This is a genomic window from Caballeronia sp. NCF2 (assembly GCF_023631205.1).
Taxonomy (GTDB): Bacteria; Pseudomonadota; Gammaproteobacteria; order Burkholderiales; family Burkholderiaceae; genus Caballeronia; species Caballeronia zhejiangensis.
In genome coordinates this window covers 121290-140588 of the sequence record NZ_JALQDN010000054.1, presented here as the reverse complement: position 1 = coordinate 140588, position 19299 = coordinate 121290, and the positions used below count along the sequence as shown (strand labels likewise).

General features: G+C 64.9%; 18 protein-coding genes and 2 riboswitches. Of the genes, 10 read left to right on the top strand and 8 right to left on the bottom strand.

Annotated features, from left to right (window positions below; genetic code table 11):
• Nucleotides 1-28: 28 nt before the first annotated feature.
• The 4 genes from NCS02_RS18280 to NCS02_RS18265 form a co-directional block, all read right to left on the bottom strand.
• A complete protein-coding gene (locus tag NCS02_RS18280) occupies nt 29-274 on the bottom strand; it encodes a DUF1289 domain-containing protein (protein WP_008353096.1) in 246 nt (81 codons plus the stop codon).
• A complete protein-coding gene (locus NCS02_RS18275) occupies nt 271-1569 on the bottom strand; it encodes a cobyrinic acid a,c-diamide synthase CobB (protein WP_250503043.1) in 1299 nt (432 codons plus the stop codon). The genes NCS02_RS18280 and NCS02_RS18275 overlap by 4 nt, the downstream gene beginning before the upstream one ends.
• 3 nt (nt 1570-1572) lie before the next feature.
• A complete protein-coding gene (gene cobO / locus NCS02_RS18270) occupies nt 1573-2175 on the bottom strand; it encodes a cob(I)yrinic acid a,c-diamide adenosyltransferase (RefSeq protein ID WP_175979443.1) in 603 nt (200 codons plus the stop codon).
• Nucleotides 2176-2424: 249 nt separating this feature from the next.
• Nucleotides 2425-2829, bottom strand: coding sequence for a cobalamin biosynthesis protein (locus tag NCS02_RS18265; protein WP_250519919.1), 405 nt, complete (start codon nt 2827-2829; stop codon nt 2425-2427).
• A gap of 67 nt (nt 2830-2896) precedes the next feature.
• A riboswitch (cobalamin riboswitch) is annotated at nt 2897-3154 on the top strand.
• A 121-nt stretch (nt 3155-3275) separates the two neighbouring features.
• Between NCS02_RS18265 and cobW the strand changes: the two genes are divergently transcribed.
• The 6 genes from cobW to NCS02_RS18235 all read left to right on the top strand — a co-directional run bounded on the left by cobW (nt 3276) and on the right by NCS02_RS18235 (nt 10933).
• Nucleotides 3276-4361 carry a cobalamin biosynthesis protein CobW gene (gene cobW / locus NCS02_RS18260; protein WP_250435930.1) on the top strand — a complete coding sequence of 362 codons (1086 nt, stop codon included), beginning with the start codon at nt 3276-3278 and terminating at the stop codon, nt 4359-4361.
• A 5-nt stretch (nt 4362-4366) separates the two neighbouring features.
• Nucleotides 4367-8143: a cobaltochelatase subunit CobN gene (gene cobN / locus NCS02_RS18255; RefSeq protein WP_250523257.1), complete on the top strand. Its 3777-nt coding sequence runs from the start codon at nt 4367-4369 to the stop codon at nt 8141-8143.
• Nucleotides 8140-9147: a magnesium chelatase ATPase subunit I gene (locus NCS02_RS18250; RefSeq protein ID WP_250503040.1), complete on the top strand. Its 1008-nt coding sequence runs from the start codon at nt 8140-8142 to the stop codon at nt 9145-9147. Before cobN ends, NCS02_RS18250 begins: the two co-directional genes overlap by 4 nt.
• 119 nt (nt 9148-9266) lie before the next feature.
• On the top strand, nt 9267-9836 hold the full coding sequence (locus NCS02_RS18245; RefSeq protein WP_250435925.1) for a vWA domain-containing protein: 570 nt from the start codon (nt 9267-9269) through the stop codon (nt 9834-9836).
• Nucleotides 9837-10007: 171 nt separating this feature from the next.
• Nucleotides 10008-10481: a type VI secretion system amidase effector protein Tae4 gene (locus tag NCS02_RS18240; protein ID WP_250503039.1), complete on the top strand. Its 474-nt coding sequence runs from the start codon at nt 10008-10010 to the stop codon at nt 10479-10481.
• A complete protein-coding gene (locus NCS02_RS18235; RefSeq protein WP_250456831.1) occupies nt 10478-10933 on the top strand; it encodes a type VI secretion system amidase immunity protein Tai4 in 456 nt (151 codons plus the stop codon). The genes NCS02_RS18240 and NCS02_RS18235 overlap by 4 nt, the downstream gene beginning before the upstream one ends.
• Nucleotides 10934-10947: 14 nt before the next feature.
• Here the strand turns inward: NCS02_RS18235 and cobJ are convergent, their stop codons facing one another.
• The 4 genes from cobJ to cobG are packed head-to-tail and all read right to left on the bottom strand — an operon-like array spanning nt 10948 to nt 15200.
• Nucleotides 10948-12600 carry a precorrin-3B C(17)-methyltransferase gene (cobJ, locus tag NCS02_RS18230; RefSeq protein ID WP_250523256.1) on the bottom strand — a complete coding sequence of 551 codons (1653 nt, stop codon included), beginning with the start codon at nt 12598-12600 and terminating at the stop codon, nt 10948-10950.
• The gene (locus tag NCS02_RS18225; protein ID WP_250503037.1) at nt 12588-13316 is read right to left on the bottom strand and encodes a precorrin-2 C(20)-methyltransferase; all 729 of its coding nucleotides are present in this window, start codon (nt 13314-13316) and stop codon (nt 12588-12590) included. Before NCS02_RS18225 ends, cobJ begins: the two co-directional genes overlap by 13 nt.
• Complete coding sequence (locus tag NCS02_RS18220) at nt 13313-13939, bottom strand: precorrin-8X methylmutase (RefSeq protein ID WP_008353117.1); 627 nt, start codon at nt 13937-13939, stop codon at nt 13313-13315. Before NCS02_RS18220 ends, NCS02_RS18225 begins: the two co-directional genes overlap by 4 nt.
• Nucleotides 13932-15200 carry a precorrin-3B synthase gene (gene cobG, locus NCS02_RS18215; RefSeq protein ID WP_250519918.1) on the bottom strand — a complete coding sequence of 423 codons (1269 nt, stop codon included), beginning with the start codon at nt 15198-15200 and terminating at the stop codon, nt 13932-13934. The genes NCS02_RS18220 and cobG overlap by 8 nt, the downstream gene beginning before the upstream one ends.
• 64 nt (nt 15201-15264) lie before the next feature.
• Nucleotides 15265-15453, bottom strand: a riboswitch (cobalamin riboswitch).
• A 76-nt stretch (nt 15454-15529) separates the two neighbouring features.
• Between cobG and cbiE the strand changes: the two genes are divergently transcribed.
• The 4 genes from cbiE to cobM are packed head-to-tail and all read left to right on the top strand — an operon-like array spanning nt 15530 to nt 19298.
• On the top strand, nt 15530-16741 hold the full coding sequence (gene cbiE / locus NCS02_RS18210; protein WP_175979434.1) for a precorrin-6y C5,15-methyltransferase (decarboxylating) subunit CbiE: 1212 nt from the start codon (nt 15530-15532) through the stop codon (nt 16739-16741).
• 6 nt (nt 16742-16747) lie between these two features.
• Entirely contained in the window at nt 16748-17845 is a 1098-nt protein-coding gene (locus NCS02_RS18205) for a cobalt-precorrin-5B (C(1))-methyltransferase (protein ID WP_250503035.1), read from the top strand.
• Entirely contained in the window at nt 17842-18573 is a 732-nt protein-coding gene (locus NCS02_RS18200) for a cobalt-precorrin-6A reductase (RefSeq protein WP_250503034.1), read from the top strand. The genes NCS02_RS18205 and NCS02_RS18200 overlap by 4 nt, the downstream gene beginning before the upstream one ends.
• The gene (gene cobM, locus NCS02_RS18195; protein WP_250503033.1) at nt 18570-19298 is read left to right on the top strand and encodes a precorrin-4 C(11)-methyltransferase; all 729 of its coding nucleotides are present in this window, start codon (nt 18570-18572) and stop codon (nt 19296-19298) included. Before NCS02_RS18200 ends, cobM begins: the two co-directional genes overlap by 4 nt.
• Nucleotide 19299 lies beyond the last annotated feature (1 nt).

The window sequence follows — 19299 nt, the reverse complement described above, 5'->3', positions numbered from 1 at the left end:
CGGCGTCGCTCATGAAGCCCGCGCTTCGTCAGGAACGCGGGCTTTTCGTTTGCTCTTTCGCCGCACGACGCTTGAGCAATTCATCGAACAGATCGAGCTTCGCGGCATCGTCCATCGATCTGAAGGTCTTGATTTCCTCGCGGCTTCGGAAGCAGCCGAGGCACAGGCCCGTTTCCTGATCGAGCTTGCAGACATCGGTGCATGGCGAGCCGATGGGTTCCTGCGCTTTCGCGCGTTCGATGGTGAAAGCGAGATCGTCTTGCGTCGTTGTCATAGTGATTCGCCGCGAAAGAGCGCAGCGGCCGCGGCCGGATTCGACGGCCAGTAAGCGTGCATGTAAGTGGCCGACACCGAACCATGCCGATAGAGCGCTTCGCCTTCGCTGCCGGTCGTGGCATGAGCGGCCTTGAGCGCCGGCTGCATCGGCGTGTCGAGCGTCGAGTAGTGGAATGTGTGACCGGTCATCGCGCCATGCGTCGTGTCGATGCGCTGCATCGCGAGGCGCGACAGCTTGCGTTGCATCGCCGCGTCGCCGGGAAGGATGCCGAGCATCCCATGCCGCGTGCCTTCGATGTCGGTCAGCGTGTCGAGCAGATACAGCATGCCGCCGCATTCCGCGACCACGGGCTTCGCTCGCTCGACGTGCGCAACGATCGATGCACGCGCGCGTTCGTTCGAAGCGAGCGCCGCGGCATGCAGCTCGGGATAGCCGCCGGGAAGATAGAGCGCGTCGGCATCGTGCGGCGCGGGTTCGTCGGCGAGCGGAGAAAACGTGCTGATGCGCGCGCCCATGGCGATGAGCACATCGACATTCGCCGGATACACGAACGAGAACGCCGCATCGCGAGCGATGGCGATATGCGCACCGTCGAGCAGACGCGGCGGCGCGGGCAGCGTCGCATCGTCGAAATGAACGGGCGGCGGAAGATCGGCGAGCGTCGTTTGCGCGATTGCATCGGCGGCGCGGTCGAGCCGTGCGTCGAGGCCCGCGATTTCATCGGGCTGCGTGAGACCGAGATGACGCTCGGGCAAGGCGATATCGTCCGCATTCGACAGATGGCCGCAATAACGCAAGTCGACGGGGATAGTCTCCGACAACATCTGCGCATGGCGCGCCGATGCAACGCGATTCGCGAGCACGCCATGAAAGGGCACATCTTCGCGATAACGCGCGAGCCCGAACGCAATGGCGCCGAACGTCTGCGCCATGCCGTGCGCGCCGATCACCGCGAGCACCGGTACGTTGAACGTGGCGGCCAGATCGGCGCTGCTCGGCGTGCCGTCGAAGAGACCCATCACGCCTTCGATGAGAATGAGATCGGCCTCGCGCGCGGCCTTGGCGAGCAACGCGCGGCACGCATCGAGCCCGACCATCGACAGATGCAGCGAATAAACGGGCGCGCCGCATGCGTGTTCGAGAATCATCGGATCGAGAAAATCCGGGCCGGTCTTGAACACGCGTACCTTCAGTCCTCGGCGCGTGTGATGACGCGCAAGCGCCGCCGTCACCGTGGTCTTGCCTTGATGCGACGCACTCGCGCCGATGAAGAGAGCGGGGCAGTCGGGCATCGCTCAGAACTCGACGCCGCGTTGCGCTTTCACGCCTTGCTCGCGATACGGATGCTTCACGAGCCGCATTTCCGTGACGAGATCGGCAAGTTCGATCAACGCATCGGGCGCGTGGCGACCGGTCACGACGACATGCAGCATCGCGGGCCGCGCCTTCAGCACGTCGAGCACTTCATCGAGCGGCAGATACTCGTACTTGAGCACGGTGTTGAGTTCGTCGAGCACGACCATCTGATATTCGCCGCTCTCGATCATGCGGCGCGCTTCGTTCCAGCCCTTGCGCGCGGTGGCCATGTCGGCTTCGCGATTCTGCGTGTTCCAGGTGTAGCCATCTCCCATGGTGACGAAATCGCAATGCGCGATTGCGCCGAGGAAATCGCGCTCCGATGTATGCAGCGCGCCCTTGATGAACTGCACGACGCCGAGCTTCATGCCGTGTCCGAGCACGCGCACCGCCATGCCGAACGCGGCCGTTGTCTTGCCCTTGCCGTTGCCGGTATTCACGATCAAAAGGCCTTTCTCGTGATCGGCGGCGGCCTGCTTTTTCTCGTGGCCTTCCTTGCGGCGCTGGGTCATGCGCAGATGCGATTCGGTATCGGTTTTCACGGGAGCTCCAGAGAAAGACGGCCGTATCGTACAACAGGCGGCGGCTTAATTCTGCGCTAACAGACGGCAGGCATCATGCAATCAACGTAATCACCGACTCGAGGAGCAAGCAAATGGACGCGCTCTATCTCTATCTGGAACTCGTCGCGCTTGGCGTTCTCGTCTGGCTTTGCCGCGACAAGTTCAAACCGGTCGTGGCGAAGCCGCTCGCCGAAACGCCGCGTCCGCGCACGACCGCAAGACCGGTATTCATGTTCCGTTCGCGCGGGGCGCATGCATCGCTGCGATCGCGACGGTTACGCCACAATCGATCGTCTTTGGCACGATGAGCGTTCGCGCGTTGCCCGCGAGCAGCGCGCAAGGCTCGCATACGCCATCGACGTTCATATGCGCCATTGCATGATGCGATATCGCCGTGCGCGGCGCTTGCGCGATTTCATCGGCGCCGTAGAAGCGCAATGTCAGACGATGACGCTCGCAGAACGCGAGCAGTCCCGCCTCGTGCCGTTTCGCGTCGATGCTCGCGATGATGGCGATGTCGCCGAACGCAAGCGTGCCCAAAGCGCCGCGCACGGCGTGCTCGATTGCGTCGGCGCTCGCGCCCCGCCTGCAGCCGATCCCCACGGAAAGACGCGTGACAGCGGGCTGATTCATGTGAGCGATGACGGATTCCATGTGCGCCGACCTTACCACCTTTCTTGACGCTCGCGCCCGCCGGGCCTAGACTTTCACGCAGTTTTGGTGCTCGCGCGCGGATTCTCTCGTGCGCAGTTAAACGGGAAGCAGGGCGCGTTCCTTTCGATTCGTCGAACGCACGTCAACCTGCGCTGCCCCCGCAACGGTAAGCGATTCACCGCGCACGGCATTTTCATCGCGTGTACGGGAAGCCGGCTTCGAAGCCACTGCGCGTGAGAAACGCGCGGGAAGGCGAAGCGGCGTCGTCGTCAGCCCGGATACCGGCCAGACTTTGAGCGGGGCTTGCTGTCGCGGGGATGCGGCGCGGCCCATAATCCATAAAAGCGTGCGTTTCCCTTTCATCCAGCCGCGTTGCCAGGCATCGCGCGACATGAAGCGCATGCAACCGAAGCCACGGAGCGACGATGCAAACCCGCAAGATTCCCGTCACGGTCGTGACCGGCTTTCTCGGCAGCGGCAAGACCACACTGATGCGGCATATCCTCTCCAATGCGCAAGGCAAGCGCATCGCGGTGATCGTCAACGAGTTCGGCGAGCTCGGCATCGACGGGGAGATCTTGAAAGGTTGCGGCATCGGTTGCGACGATGAAGCCGGCTCCAAAGACCGCAATCTGTACGAGCTCGCGAACGGTTGTCTCTGCTGCACCGTGCAGGAAGAGTTCTATCCGGTCATGGAACAACTCGTCGAGCGGCGCGAGAGCATCGATCACGTGCTGATCGAAACGTCCGGTCTCGCTTTGCCGAAGCCGCTCGTGCAGGCGTTCAACTGGCCGTCGATCAAGAACGCATTCACCGTCGATGCCGTCGTGACCGTGGTCGATGGACCCGCTGCCGCGAGCGGTCAGTTCGCGGCGAATCCCGTCGCCGTCGATGCGCAACGCAAGGCCGATCCCAATCTCGATCACGAATCGCCGCTGCATGAACTGTTCGAGGACCAGCTTTCGTCTGCCGATCTCGTCATCGTCAACAAGACCGATCTCATGGATGATGAAGCGCTGCGAAAGGTCGAAGCGCTCGTGCGGCCCGAGATTCCGCCCGAAGTGAAGATCGTGCCCGCGCAGATGGGCAGGCTCGATGTGCATACATTGCTCGGTCTCGAATCGGCATCGGAAGAGACGATTCATTTGCGGCACGATCATCACGGTTCGCCCGATGAAGCAGGCCACGCCGATCATCATCATGACGAGTTCGATTCGGTCGTCGTGCATGGCAACGTCGAATCGCGCGAGCAGGCGCTGGCCGCGCTGCATGCGCTCGTCGAGCAGCACACGATCTATCGCGTGAAGGGTTTCGCTGCGTTGCCGGGCGCGGCGATGCGGCTCGTCGTGCAAGGCGTCGGACGACGCTTCGACAGTTACTTCGACCGCCGCTGGGAAGCGGGCGAAGCGAAGACCCAAAGCCGCTTCGTGCTGATCGGCGAAGACCTCGAACGCGCGACGCTGCAACGCGCGTTCGACGCCGCGCTCGCGAGCGCGCCCGTGCAGGCGTAACCGCGATGCATCTGCTCCGCACGACGCCGGGAGGCTTCGTCGACGACGCGCAGGGCGTCATGCGTATCGATCAGACGAGCGCGCCGATCGTCGTGCTCAGCTCCGCCGATACGACGCTCGCGTTGCTCGCGAGCGCGTTTCCGCGTCTCGAGCCGGGCTTTCCCGACGTGCGGCTCGCGAATCAATCGTTTCTGCGTCAGCCCGCATCGGTCGATTTCTATGTCGACGATGTATTGCGTCACGCGAAGGTCGTGATCGTCGATCATCTCGGCGGCGAATCGTACTGGCCGTACGGCATCGAGCGGCTCGTCGCGCTCGCGAAAGAGCGCAAGCAGATGCTCGCGATGTTTTCGGGCGATCTCACCGAGGACCCGAATCTTATCGGCAAGAGCACGGCCGATGCAGCGTTTTGCCGCGAGCTGTCGCGCTATCTGCGCGAAGGCGGCGCGCGCAATGCCGAGGAGTTTCTACGCGCGATCGCGCATCGCGCGTTCGGCTTCGGGCGCGAGCCGCAGCCGCCGAGTCCGCTGCCCGCCGTCGCGATCTATCATCCCGAGCGCGATATCGCGGTCATCGACGACTGGCAGGCGCGCTGGACCGAAGGCGCGGGCGTCGCCGCGATCCTGTTTTACCGCGCGCATTTGCAATCGGGCAATACGGCCGTGTTCGATGCGCTCATCGAAGCGCTCGAAAAGGAAGGCATGAATCCGTTGCCGATCGCGATTTCGTCGCTCAAGGAAAGCGTGAACCGCGAAGTGGTCGAGCGTTTGTGCGCGCAGCATCGCGCATCGCTCGTATTGAACACGACGGCTTTTGCGGCGAGCGTGATCGGCGAGGACGAAGCATTCGAAGTCGCGGGCGATGCGCCCGTGCTGCAAGTCATCCTGAGCGGCGGCAATCGCGATGACTGGCAGAAGGACAATCACGGCCTGAATTCGCGCGACGTCGCCATGCATGTCGCGCTTCCCGAAGTCGATGGCCGCATCATCACGCGCGCCGTGAGTTTCAAGGGGCTCGCATATCACTGCAAGCATACGCAGGTGGATGTCGTGCGCTATCAGGCCGACGCGGAGCGCGTGCGCTTCGTCGCCGAACTGAGCCGGCGGTGGTCCAAGCTGCGTCATACGCGGAACGCGCAGAAGCGCATCGCGCTCGTGCTGGCGAACTACCCGGCGAGCGAAGGGCGCATCGGCAATGGCGTGGGACTCGATACGCCCGCATCCGCGATCAACATTCTGTCGATGCTCGCGCGAGAAGGCTATCGCGTCGGCACCATGCCGGCGAACGGCGATGCGCTCATCGCCGCGTTGACGGAAGGCGTGACCAACGATCCCGTCGTCCGCGATATGCGCCCTGCGTTGCAGAGTCTTTCGCTCGATGACTATCTCGACGCGTATCGCACACTGCCCGCCGATGCGCGCGCCGCGCTCGAAAAAACCTGGGGCGCACCCGAAGACGACCCGACGATCAGACGCGGCCGTTTCATGATCGCGGGCTATCGCTGCGGGGAAGTGTTCATCGGCATTCAGCCTTCGCGTTCGCGGCAGCGCAACGATTACGCGAGCTATCACGATGCCGAACTCGTGCCGCCGCATTCCTATCTCGCGTTCTATTTCTGGCTGCGTCTGCGCTTTCAGGCGGATGCGCTCGTGCATGTCGGCAAGCACGGCAATCTCGAATGGCTGCCGGGAAAGAGCGTCGCGTTGTCGTCATCGTGCTGGCCGGATGCGATTCTCGGACCGATGCCGCATCTCTATCCGTTCATCGTCAACGATCCGGGCGAAGGCAGTCAGGCGAAGCGCCGCGCGCAGGCCGTGATCATCGATCATCTGATGCCGCCGCTCACGCGCGCCGAGAACTATGGGCCATTGCAGGATCTCGAGCGTCAGGTCGACGAATACTACGAAGCGTTGATGGTCGATGTGCGCCGCGCGAAGCTGCTGCGCAAGACGATTCTCGCGAACATCGTCGAGAACCGGCTGCACGAGGAACTCGGGCTGGATGCGCCACGCGATACCGTGGGTGAAGACGCGTTGCTCACGCGCGCCGATGCCTATCTCTGCGAACTGAAGGAAGCGCAGATTCGCGACGGCCTGCATGTATTCGGTGTCTCGCCGCAAGGCGTGCAACGACGCGACACGCTGCTCGCGCTCGGCCGCTTTCCGATCGGCGACGGCCAGGGCGCGAACGCGAGCCTGATCGTCGCGATCGCACGGGATCTGCAATTGCCCGATATCTTCGATCCGCTCGATGCGGATTGGGCCGCGCCGTGGACCGGCCCGCGTCCGCAAGCACTTGCCGATGTGAGTGAAGCGCCGTGGCGTCATCAAGGCGATACGCGCGAGCGCCTCGAATCGTTAGCGATGCAACTATTGTCCGATGCTGACGCAGCCGCGCCCGGACCGCGTGCATCGCTCGTGCTCGAACGTCTGCGTGGCGATGTGCTCGCGCGGCTCGATGCGTGCGGCCCGCAAGAGCTGACGCAACTGAAGCGAGGTCTCGAAGGCCGTTTCGTGCCGCCGGGTCCGAGCGGCTCGCCTTCGCGCGGCAGACCGGACGTGCTGCCCACCGGCCGCAACTTCTATTCCGTCGATACGCGCGCATTGCCGACGCAAGCCGCATGGTCGCTCGGCGTAAAGTCGGCGAACGCATTGGTCGAACGCCATGTGCAGGATCACGGCGATTTTCCGCGGGCAATCGGCTTGTCGGTGTGGGGCACGGCGACGATGCGGACCGGCGGCGACGATATCGCGCAGGCGTTCGCGTTGATCGGCGTGCGGCCCAAGTGGGCGGCGGGCAGTCATCGCGTGACCGACTTCGAGATTCTGCCGATCTCGATCTTCAACCGGCCGCGCATCGACGTGACATTGCGCGTATCGGGCTTCTTCCGCGATGCGTTCGCGAATCTCATTCATCTCTTCGATGCGGCGGTGCAGGCCGTCGCCGAATTGGACGACGAGCCCGCCGATGTCAACCCGATCCGCGCGCGCATCCTTCGTGAGCGCGACGAGCTGATCGCGCGCGGCATCGAGACGAAGGACGCGCGGCGTCGAGCGGGCTGGCGCGTGTTCAGCACGAAGCCGGGCGCATACGGCGCGGGTCTGCAGGAACTGATCGACGCAAAGCAATGGCAGACCGATGCGGATCTTTCCGCCGCGTATCAAAGCGCGGGCGGCTACGCGTATTCGCAATCGGGCGATGGCGTCGAAGCACGCGCGAGCTTCGGCGCGCGGCTATCGACGCTCGATGTCGTCGTGCAGAACCAGGACAATCGCGAACACGATCTGCTCGATTCGAACGACTATCACCAGTTCCAGGGCGGCATGGTCGCGGCCGTGCGCTATCTGTCGGGCGTGCAGCCGCAGACGTATAACGCCGATCACAGCAATCCCGCTGCGCCGCGCGTTCGCACGCTGAACGAAGAGATTGCGCGCGTGGTGCGTTCACGCGTGGTCAATCCGAAGTGGATCGATGGCGTGAAGCGGCACGGTTACAAGGGCGCGTCCGAACTCGCGGCGACCGTCGATTACCTGTTCGGCTACGACGCCACCGCGCGCGTCGTGTCGGATCATCAGTACGCGCTGGTCACCGATGCCTATGTGAACGATGCCGACACGCGCGAGTTCATTGCGCAGCACAATCCGCACGCGTTGCAATCGATCTGCGAGCGTCTGCTCGAAGCGATGCAACGCGGTCTGTGGCAGCAACCCGCTGGCTATCGCGAGCAGGTCGAACGGCATCTGCTCGATGTCGAACAGCACATCGAAGGCCGACATTCTTGAACGAATCCATCACATCTGCCGTGTTTCCTTTTTCGGCGCTCGTCGCACAGGCGCCCTTGCAGCAGGCGCTTTTGCTCGCGGCCGTCGATCCTTCGATCGGCGGCGTGCTCGTGAGCGGGCCGCGCGGCACCGCGAAATCCACCGCGACGCGCGCACTCGCGGAGTTGCTGCCCGAAGGGAAGCTCGTGACCTTGCCGCTCGGCGCGAGCGAGGAACAGTTGATCGGCACGCTCGACATCCAAAGCGCATTGCGCGACGGCGGTGTGAAGTTTTCTCCGGGCCTGCTTGCGAAGGCGCATCGGGGCGTGCTGTATGTCGATGAAGTGAATCTCCTGCCGAATCCGCTCGTCGATCAGTTGCTCGATGTTGCGGCGAGCGGCGTGAACATCGTCGAGCGCGATGGCATTTCGCATCGGCACGACGCGCGCTTCGTGCTGATCGGCACGATGAATCCGGAAGAGGGCGAGTTGCGGCCGCAATTGCTCGATCGTTTCGGTCTTGCCGTGGAGATGAACAATTGCTTCGATGCGCTCGTGCGGCAACGTATCGTCAAGGCGCGTCTTGCATTCGATGCCGATCCTGATGCGTTTCGCGCGCGGCATCGCGACGAGCAGGCTTCGCTGGAATCGCGCATTCACGCGGCGCGCGCGGCATTGTCGTCATTCGATTTCGATGATCCGGTTCATGCGCGCGTGAGCGAGCTTTGCATCGAGGCGCATGTCGACGGCTTGCGTGCGGACATCGTCATGCTGCGCGCGGCGCGTGCGCTGGCTGCGTTGGAGGAAGCAGCGGGCGTGAACGTCACGCACGTCGAACGCGTCGCCGATGCGGTGCTCAAGCATCGGCGAAGAGAAGGGGAAGCGCCTTCACGCGAACCGGCAGGCCGCGAGTCGACGTCGCCCGATGCAGGCTCGAACCAAGCGGATTGGGGCTACATGCCGCCGGAGCCGACGGGAACCGCGAAGGTCAAGCAAGTGAGGCCGCTCGCCGCAAAAAAAGCCTGAACCATCGAAGGCGCGACGCGAATGCCTTCGACACAAGGCATCGTCTTCGATGGAACGAAGCGTTCGCGAAAGGCCGCAGCGCGACGCGCGAGGGCGAAGTCAGCGCGTCGATCGACTGGATGGCGACATTGCGCGCAAAGCGTTCCGCGCGCTTTGCTACGGAGCATTTGCGATACCGGCGCACGCAGGGCGACGGTGCGGTGCTGCATTGTTTTCTGCTCGATTGCTCCGGCTCGATGCTCGCCGGCGAGCGCCTTGCGCGCGCGAAGGGCATGCTCGTCGCGCTGTTCGATCGCGCTTATCGTGAGCGGGCGGAGATTGCGCTGATATGTTTCGGCGGTGCACGCGCGGAAGTGCGTCGTCAGCCGGGCGCGGCGCATTGGTTCAATGAGCGGTGGGTCGCGCCGATCGGCGGCGGTGGCGGCACGCCCCTCGCGCTTGGGCTGGCGAGCGCGGGAACGGTGCTCGAAAGAGCGGCTCGGCGCAGACCAGTGCAACGGCGCTGCTTGTGGGTGCTCACCGACGGGCGAACGAACGAGCAACCGCAAGCACCTCACGCAGCGGATGAGATCGTCGTCGTCGATTTCGAGGAAGGTGCGATTCGGGTCGGGCGCGGCGAGGCGCTCGCGCGCGAGTGGAGCGCGAGATATGTGCTTGCGGATGCGCTGATAAGAATCTCGGATTGTTGAGCAATCGATTCGAATATTGCCGACTGCCACGGTGATTGTCCGAATTTTGCGCGATCAGGCTTGCAGCCGATTCAGCGAGCCATATCGACTTTATAATCGCCTGCATATTTCGGAGTTGTTTGGCTATGAATAATTAGGATAACAAATGTACAGACCAAGCTTTGCGGCCGCGTGGTCGGCATCCATGGAAATCTTCGATCCATCGAATCCGAGGGGAAGGTCGCGACGGTGATTGGTGGGAAGGTAGCCGCCAACATCAACGAGGTGGGTGCGGAAGCGAGGTGGAAGAACACATGCGCGGTTCGCATGAGCCATATCTTGAATCACTCGGGCGCGACCATTCCAGCCATCGATGGGAAGACGGTTTCAGGCGCTGATCGTCGACGCTACTTCTTTCGCGTGGTGGACCTCATCGAATTTCTCAAACAGCGTTGGGGCAAGCCGGAAACGATTGAATATCCGCCCTCGGGAGGCGGCAGGCTCGCAGGCAAAAAAGGTGTGATTCTTTTTGAAACGTCGGGATGGCGAGACGCACAAGGCCATGCCACCTTGTACAACGGTATCGTTTGCTACGACAGTTGTTACTTCAACGAACCTGGGGTTCGAAACAGGACCGACCAGGCGCATTTTTGGAGCCTGTCATGAAGCGATGGACCAGCCTGGTGATTCTCGCGCTGGCGTGCGCTACGGCAAGCGGACAGACCATTCCCCCCAACGAAAACTCGCCGGAAGCGCCATCGCGCACCTACGCCCAGAATTACAAGGACATGGTCTTGGCCATATGCGTCGCCACAGCGTACAAAGGCAGTAACGACGCAGCCGTCGATGCCGGAAGTAGCGCGAGCGCACTGAGAGACTGGACTTATTACGACCTCGATAAAAGTCCCGCGGAAGTGGAGGCGCTAGTGCGCAAGCATCTACGGCGCGATTACTATAATCCGCTTGTCGAGGCCGAAGCGAAGGGAGCGGACATTCGCTTCGATTTTCTCAAGTGCCTCGACCTGTACCACAGCAAGGAATTGGAGCGGCTGGTCAAACGACGGGTAGCGCACCCTGACTGGACGGTACGTTCGCGTTCAAAAGCGGGCAAGCATTGACTCTCGACGCATCCTCAGTCATACCACCGCGGCGTATAAACCCAATCCCCGACGACACGCGTCATCGATGATCCGACGATGACCATCGTCCTCATGTCGACGAGCTCGCTCTTCAGTTCACCGAGCTCAATGACGCGCAAAGCCTCCGCCGGACGTCCGATATCTCTTCCCAGCACGACCGGCGTGTCCGAGTCCCGATATCGCTTCACGACGTCGATCGCACGATCGAACTGCCACGGCCGCGCCTTCGACAGCGGGTTATAGAAGGCCATCACAAGATCCGCTTCGCCTGCATGCGCGATGCGCTTCTCGATCACGCTCCACGGCTTCAAGTTATCCGACAACGACAACACGCAGAAGTCATGGCCGAGCGGCGCACCCGCGCGCGCGGCCGTCGCGAGCGAGGCCGACACGCCCGGCACGATCTGAAGCTTCACCGCATTCCATTCGGGATGCGTGGCGCGTCCTACGTCGAGTGCTTCGAGCACCGCTGCGGCCATCGCGAACACGCCGGGATCGCCCGATGACACCACGATCACGCGTCGGCCTTCACTCGCGAGTTCGAACGCGTGTCGCGCGCGCTGCAGTTCCTCGCGATTGTCGGTGATGTGCACGCGCTGGTCGTCGCGAAACGGTCCCGCCATACGCACATACGTCTCGTAACCGAGCACGTCTTGTGCGTCGTGAAGCGCGCTTCTTGCGGCGGGCGTCATCAGTTCCGCCTTGCCGGGACCAAGGCCGATCACCGTCAGCGTGCCGCGCGCATGGCCGATCGATCCCGCATCGATCGGCGTATCGCTGACGTGCAGCGCAACGCCTCGCGCATCGTTGCGAGCGAATGGCGGGGCATCGCAGAAGCGCAACGACACATCGAGCGCACGCGCCGCATCTTCGAGCGGACGCGAAGCCATGTAGCGAGCGGGCGCAGTCAACGCCGCGAGCGCAAGCGGTGCGAGACCACGTTCGTTCAAGGCAGCTCGCACGCGTTCGGCGACGTCATCGTCGTGTGAAATATCTTCGATCCACGCAAGCACGCAACGCGGATGAATCACGAGGCTGTTTTCATCGCGCGTGGCAAGCGGCGTGATGCGAACGGCAAGACGCGCATCGTCGTTGCGAGGCAGCGCGGCATCGTCGAGCCAGGGCGCGTGGCCTTCGATGCGCGTCGTCGCGCCCGCCAGCAGGTCGGACACGAAACGCTTGCCTTGCTCGATATCCGCAAGTGCATAACCTTCGGGCGGCGCCAGCAGACATTTCCCGAAGCGCAATTCGCCGCTCGTCGTGATCGCGGGTGCGACTTGCAAGGCGTCGCCGATCTCGCGCGCAAGCACATTCACGCCGCTCATGCCGCCGAGCAGCGGCACGATGGCGCTGCCATCCTGCGCGATGGCGAGCACGGGCGGTTCGTTGCCTTTGTCGGCGAGACAGGATGCAAGCGCGCGAATCACGATGCCCGCGGAACACAGCGCGACGATCGCCGCGCCCGACGCATACAGACCACGCACGTGCGCGCCGAAGTCGTCATACGCGATGTCCGCGCTCACGCGGCTCGCCAGTCCATGCACGCGCGATTGCGGAAAGCGCGCCTGAATGCGACGCGCGGTATCGAGCGCGCCCGCGCCGAGCACGACGATCGCCATCGGCATGGAAGCCTTCATGCACGCCATTTTTTCCCCGGCACGACGAGCAGCGAGAAATACGGCGATGCCATCGGATCGACTTCATCGAGCGGCACGATGCGCTGGTTGGTCATCGTCGCGCGCTCGACATACAACGCGCGATCGTCGAGGCCGAGTTCGCCCAGCACGCGCCGCACTTTCTCGAAGTTGCGGCCGAGCTTCATGATGACGGCCGCATCGGCTGCTTCGAGACGGCGCTTCAGATCGTCTTCAGGCAGCACGCCCGACAGCACCGACAGGCTCTGATTGCGATACACGAGCGGCACGCCGAGCACGGCCACGCCGCCGAGCATCGAGCACACGCCCGGCACGACCTCTGCATCGAAGCGTGCTGCGAGACGATCGTGCAGATACATGTATGAGCCGTAGAAAAACGGATCGCCCTCGCAGATCACGGCGACATCGCGTCCGGATTCGAGATGACCGGATATCGTGAGCGCGGCTTCGTCGTAGAACGCGCTGATGATCGTCTCGTAGCAGAGCGGCGGTTCGAGCGCTTCGGTCGTCACCGGATAGACGAGCGGCAGGCGCATCTGCGTATCGTCGAGATGCGATTCGATGATGCCGAACGCATTACCCTTCTTGCCCTTTGCGACGAAATACGCGACCACCGGCGCGGTCTTCAAAAGCCGCAGCGCCTTCACGGTGATCAGCTCCGGATCGCCCGGGCCGACGCCTAATCCAAAGAGACGTCCGCGCATCATTCGGCCTCCGAAGCAAGTGCGTTCACTGCGGCCGCTGCCATCGCGCTGCCCCCGCGCCGGCCGAGCAGCGCGACGAAGGGCACGCCGCGGCTATCGGCGGCGAGCATCGCTTTCGATTCCGCCGCGCCGATGAAACCGACCGGAAAGCCGAGAATGAGCGCGGGCTTCGGCGCGCCGGCATCGATCATGTCGAGCAGATGGAAGAGCGCGGTCGGCGCGTTGCCTATCGCGACGATCGCGCCTTCGAGTTGCGCACGCCATAGTTCGAGCGCGGCGGCCGAGCGCGTGTTGCGCATCGCGCGGGCGCGCTCGGGAATCGAGGGATCGCTCAAGGTGCAGATCACGCGGTTGTCGGCGGGCAAGCGCGCGCGCGTGATGCCCTCGGCGACCATGCGCGCATCGCACAGGATCGGCGCGCCTGCTGCAAGCGCCTTTCTTCCGATGCTGCCCGCGCCGGGCGAGAAGCGCAGATCGCTCACGATATCCACCATGCCGCACGCATGGATCAGCCGCACGGCGAGCTTCTCCAGATCGGCGGGAATGGCGGCGAGGTCGGCTTCGGCGCGGATCGTCGCAAAGGACTGACGATAAATCTCCGCGCCGTCGCGGATGTAGTCAAGCATCGGCATGGCTCCGGGCGAGCCGTTCGGCCGCCTCTTCGATGGTCAGATTGCGCGCGACGGCTCGTGCGTCGCGATGTAAGTCGTATCGTCCGGGCGCGACTGCGTAGAGCGTGACCGGAACCGGATGCGCCGCCGCGCACGAACGCTCGCAGCCGCTCAGATGCACCTGCGTCCCGTCATCCGAAGGCAGGAGCGCGGCGAGCCGGTGAGCATCGGCTTTGGTATCGGCACGGCTCTTTGCGCAGCGTTCCGAACCCGCGCACGCGATGAGGCGCGCGAGCGGTTCGTGCGCGCCGGTTGCAAGGCCGAGCGCGTGCAGCCCTTGCAGCATGTCATGCGCTGAATGCGCCGCGAGGCCGGGAATCAGCACGCTTTGCCACGGCGTCATCGTCAGGCGGCTTGCGCCGTGTGCGTCGGCGAGATTGGCGAGCGCTTCGAGCGTCGTCGCATCGAGACGGCCCAGCGGCGTTTGCGCACCCGCGTACCACGTCGCGCGATGCGGCTCCTCGTGCGCGCCGAGACGCAGCGATGCATCGGCGGGTGCGCGTGTCCATGTCGCGATATCGGCGTCGAAACGCAAGGCGTCGAGAAAGCGCGCAACGCCGATACGCGCAAGCAGATCGCGCATGCGATGTTCTTCAGGCGTCGCCAGCGCGAGAAAGCTGCGCAACACGTTCAGGACGAACATCACGAGATCGTCGCGCGAGATCGCGCCGAGCGCCGGATCGCGCATCGTTCCGGCGAGGCCGAATGCGAAGCGCGCGCCATCGTCGATGGCGGAAAGCCAAAGATCGTGCGGATGATCGAGCATCGCGAGGCGCTCGCCGGCGTCGAGCTGGAGCGCGAATTTCGGCGACAGCGCATGCAGCGACGCATCGGCCTGCATCGCATCGACGATCCGCGCGGCGAGCGCGCGCGTGCCGTCGTCCGCGAGCGGGCTCAGCATTACGTTGCGGATGTCGTCTGCGCCCGCCGTCGACGGGCCGAGGCCCGCGTCGAGGGCGATGTCGACGAGCGCGGCGTGGGCATCGTCGCGAATGCCGCGCAGTTGCAGATTCGCGCGATTGGTCACTTCGATCACGCCCGAGCCGTACTCGCGAGCCGCGCGCGCGACGGCCCGCGCCGCCCGCGTGCTCAACACGCCGCCCGCGAGACGCAGACGCGCAAGGCCGCCATCGCGCGCGGGCACGATGCGCATCAGGCCCGGGCATGCGGAAGCACGCGGCGTTGCGTTGAGCGATGAGCGGTCGAAAGAATTCAAAAGCGTGACCCGTTGGGCTTCGCGCGTGATGAGCGAACCGGTACACCCCGCCCGGTCGGCGTCGCGCGAATGCGTTGGGTCGGCAGGTCTCTTGGCTGGCAGGTCGACATTCGCGCCGGCCTTCCCGGTAAAAACCAGTGGCAGTGGAGCGCGGACTCGCTGCGTACAATTGCGGGGGCAGCCACAGTTTCGCTGTGTTCCCTTTTAAGCCCTCGGTCTCACGACCCCGGGCGCCGACGGACCTGTATTATGCCCGCTTTTATCGACCCTCCGAGCGCTTCCGGCATGTATCCGGGAACGCGATCGGAATCGCAGCAAGGAGACCGCGCATGTCGAACTGGCTGACCGTGGTGGGCATCGGCGAAGACGGCTGGCACGGACTTTCCCGCGCCGCGCGTCGCGCGCTTCTCGACGCCCAGTCGATCCACGGCGGCGAACGTCATCTCGCGTTGCTGCCGGATCGCATCGCCGCGCGCCGCATGCCGTGGCCGAAACCCTTTTCGCTCGATGCCGTGCTCGCCGACCGCGGCGACGGCAAAACGCGCATCTGCGTGCTCGCGAGCGGCGATCCGATGTGCTTCGGCGTCGGCGCGACGCTCGCGCGCGAAGTCGCCAACGGCGAAATGCGCGTCATTCCCGCGCCGTCGTCGCTGTCGCTCGCGGCGGCGCGCCTGTGCTGGGCGCTCCAAGACGCCGTCTGCGTATCGCTCGTCGGGCGGCCGGCGGCGTCGCTGCTCGCGAATCTGCATCGCGGCGTGCGCCTCATCGTGCTGAGCGCGGACGGCACGACGCCCGCCGCCGTCGCCACGCTTCTGACCGCGCATGGTTTCGGCGCGAGCCGCATGACCGTCTTCGAGCATCTCGGCGGCAGCGACGAACGCCGCATCGACGAGCGTGCCGACGACTGGCGCGAGCCCGTCGTTGCCGCGCTCAATCTCATCGCGATCGAGTGCCGGACGCACGCCGGCCACGCCGGGCCGCCGCTCACGCCCGGTCTCGCCGACGACGCCTACCGCCACGACGGCCAGTTGACGAAGCGCGACGTGCGCGCCGTGACGCTCGCGCGCCTCGCGCCGCAGCCCGGCGAACTGCTGTGGGACGTCGGCGCGGGCTGCGGCTCGATCGGCATCGAATGGATGCGCGCGCATGGCGCGTGTCGGGCGATCGCGATCGAAGCGAACGAGAGCCGTCAGCGTCTCATCGAATACAACCGCGATGCGCTCGGCGTGCCCGCGCTGCAACTCGTCAGAGGCGAAGCGCCCGCCGCGCTCGACGGCCTTCCCGCGCCGGACGCGGTGTTCATCGGCGGTGGATTGACGGTGCCGGGCCTGCTCGATGCGTGCTGGGCGCGTCTGCGTCAGGGGGGGCGGCTCGTCGCCAATGCGGTGACGCTGCAAAGCGAGGCGGCGCTCGTCGAATGGCGCGCGCGCCACGGCGGCGAGCTGACGCGCATCGGCGTCGCGCAGGCGGAACCGCTCGGCAGCTTCGACACGTGGCGTCAGGCGCTGCCGATCACCGTCCTGCACGCGAGCAAACCGTGATGCGTCATGCGTGAAGAGACGCCGGAGAAAGCCGCGCCGCTGCGCAGCGGCTACACGACAGGAAGCTGCGCGACCGCGACGAGTCTCGCGGCCGCGCGCCTCTTGCTGCTCGGTGAGACGAGCGAGCGCGCGGAGATCGTCCTGCCGAAGGGCCAGCGCGTGACGATGATGCTTTCGTTCTGCCGCCGTTTACCCGATGAAAGCGCCGCCGCCGAAGCCGGCGTCATCAAGGATGCGGGCGACGATCCCGACGTCACGCACGGTGCGCTCGTGTTCGCGCGCGTGCGACTGTCGGAGGAACCGGGCGTGCGCTTTCATGCGGGCGCGGGCGTCGGCACGGTGACGCGCGCGGGCCTCGCGCTCGCCGTCGGCGAACCGGCGATCAATCCGATGCCGCGCAAGATGATGACCGAGCATCTCGACGCGCTCGCAAAAAGCGTCGGCTATCGCGGCGGTTTCGACGTGACCATCGGCGTGGAGAACGGCGAAGCGCTCGCGCAGAAGACGATGAATCCGCGCCTCGGCATCGTCGGCGGATTGTCGATACTCGGCACGACCGGCATCGTCAGACCGTTTTCGTGCTCGGCGTACATCGCGTCGATTCATCAGGGCATCGATGTGGCGCGGGCGAACGGGTATCGGCATATCGCCGCGTGCACCGGCAACCAGAGCGAGGACGCGATGCGCGCGCGCTACGGCCTGCCCGACATCGCATTGATCGAAATGGGCGATTTCGTGGGCGCGGTGCTCAAGCATTTGCGCCGCGCGAGCGTCGACAAGCTGAGCCTGTGCGGCGGCTTCGGCAAGCTGTCCAAGCTCGCGGCGGGGCATATGGATCTGCACAGCCGCAGTTCGAGCATCGACTTGCCGCTGCTCGCCGTCTGGGCCGCCGATGCGGGCGCGAACGCCGAACTGCTGGCGTCGATGCGCGCGGCCAACACGAGTCAGGAAGCGCTCAAGCTCGCACGCGCGGAAGGCATCGCGCTCGGCGATATCGTCTGCCGACGCGCGCGCGATGTCGCGCTCGACGTGCTGCCGCCAGGCATCGAAGTCGAGACCTTCGCGATCGACCGGCGGGGCAATATCGTCGGGAGCGCGGCATGACGCGCGTGCTGCTGCTCGGCGGCACCGGCGATGCGCTCGCGATCGCGCGTGCGCTTCCTGCGACGCACGTCTACAGTCTCGCGGGCCTCGGGCGCGTGCCGGGCGATCTGGCGTGCACGGTGCGCGTCGGCGGTTTCGGCGGCATCGACGGGCTCGTGCGATATCTGCGCGACGAGCACATCACGCTCGTCGTCGATGCGACGCATCCCTATGCCGCGCAGATGAGCCGCCACGCGTTCGATGCCTGCGCGCTCGCCGACGTGCCGCTCTGGGCGGTGCGCCGTCCCGTATGGCAGCCGCAGGCGGGCGACGACTGGCGCGAGGCGTCGGACTGGCGCGAGATCGTCGAATGCATCGCGCCGTTTCATCGGCCGCTTTTCACGCTCGGGCGCGAGGCGCTCGCGCATCTGCACGACATTCCCGCGTCGCAGCACTGGACGATTCGCTGTCTCGACGCGCATCCGGGCAACGCGCGCGCGAGCATTGTCGATGCGCGCGGTCCGTTCGATCTCGCCGGCGAGCGCGCCTTGTTCGACGCGGCGCGTATCGATGTCGTCGTCAGCAAGAACAGCGGCGGGCGGGCGACCGAGGCGAAGCTCGCGGTCGCGCGGGAACGCGGTATCGCCGTCGTCATGCTCACGCGGCCCGCGCTTCCCGACGCCGACCGCATTTTCGACGACGCCGCCAGCGCCCGCGACGCGCTTCAACACTGGCTCACCAGACCATGACCGTTTATTTCATCGGCGCCGGACCGGGCGATCCCGAACTCATCACAGTAAAGGGGCAGCGGCTGATCCGCGCATGTCCCGTGATTCTCTACGCCGGCTCGCTCGTGCCGACGCAAGTCCTCGACGGACATCGCGCGCTGAAATGCATCGACACGGCCGAGCTCGATCTCGACGCGATCGTCGCGCTCCTGCAGGAAGCGCACGCGAACGGGCACGACGTGGCGCGCGTGCATTCGGGCGATCCGTCGCTGTACGGCGCGATCGGCGAGCAGATTCGCCGGCTCGACGCGCTCGCGATTCCCTACGAAGTGGTGCCGGGTGTCACGGCGACGGCGGCATCGGCGGCGGCGCTGAAGCGCGAACTGACGCTGCCCGGCATCTCGCAGACCGTGATCTTCACGCGCTACGCGACGAAGACGTCGATGCCCGAAGGCGAGAGCCTCGCCGATCTCGCGCGTCATCGCGCGACGCTCGCGATTCATTTGGGCGTGCGGCATATCGAGCGCATCGTCGCGGAGCTCGTGCCGCATTACGGCGCGGAGTGTCCCGTCGCGGTCGTGTTTCGCGCGAGCTGGCCGGACGAGACGCGCGTCGAAGGGACGCTCGCGAACATCGCGCCGAAAGTGCGCGAGGCGGGCATGGAACGCACGGCGATGATTCTCGTCGGACGCGTGCTGGCCGCCGACGGCTTCGCGGAGTCCACGCTCTACGCGAAGGATCGATGAC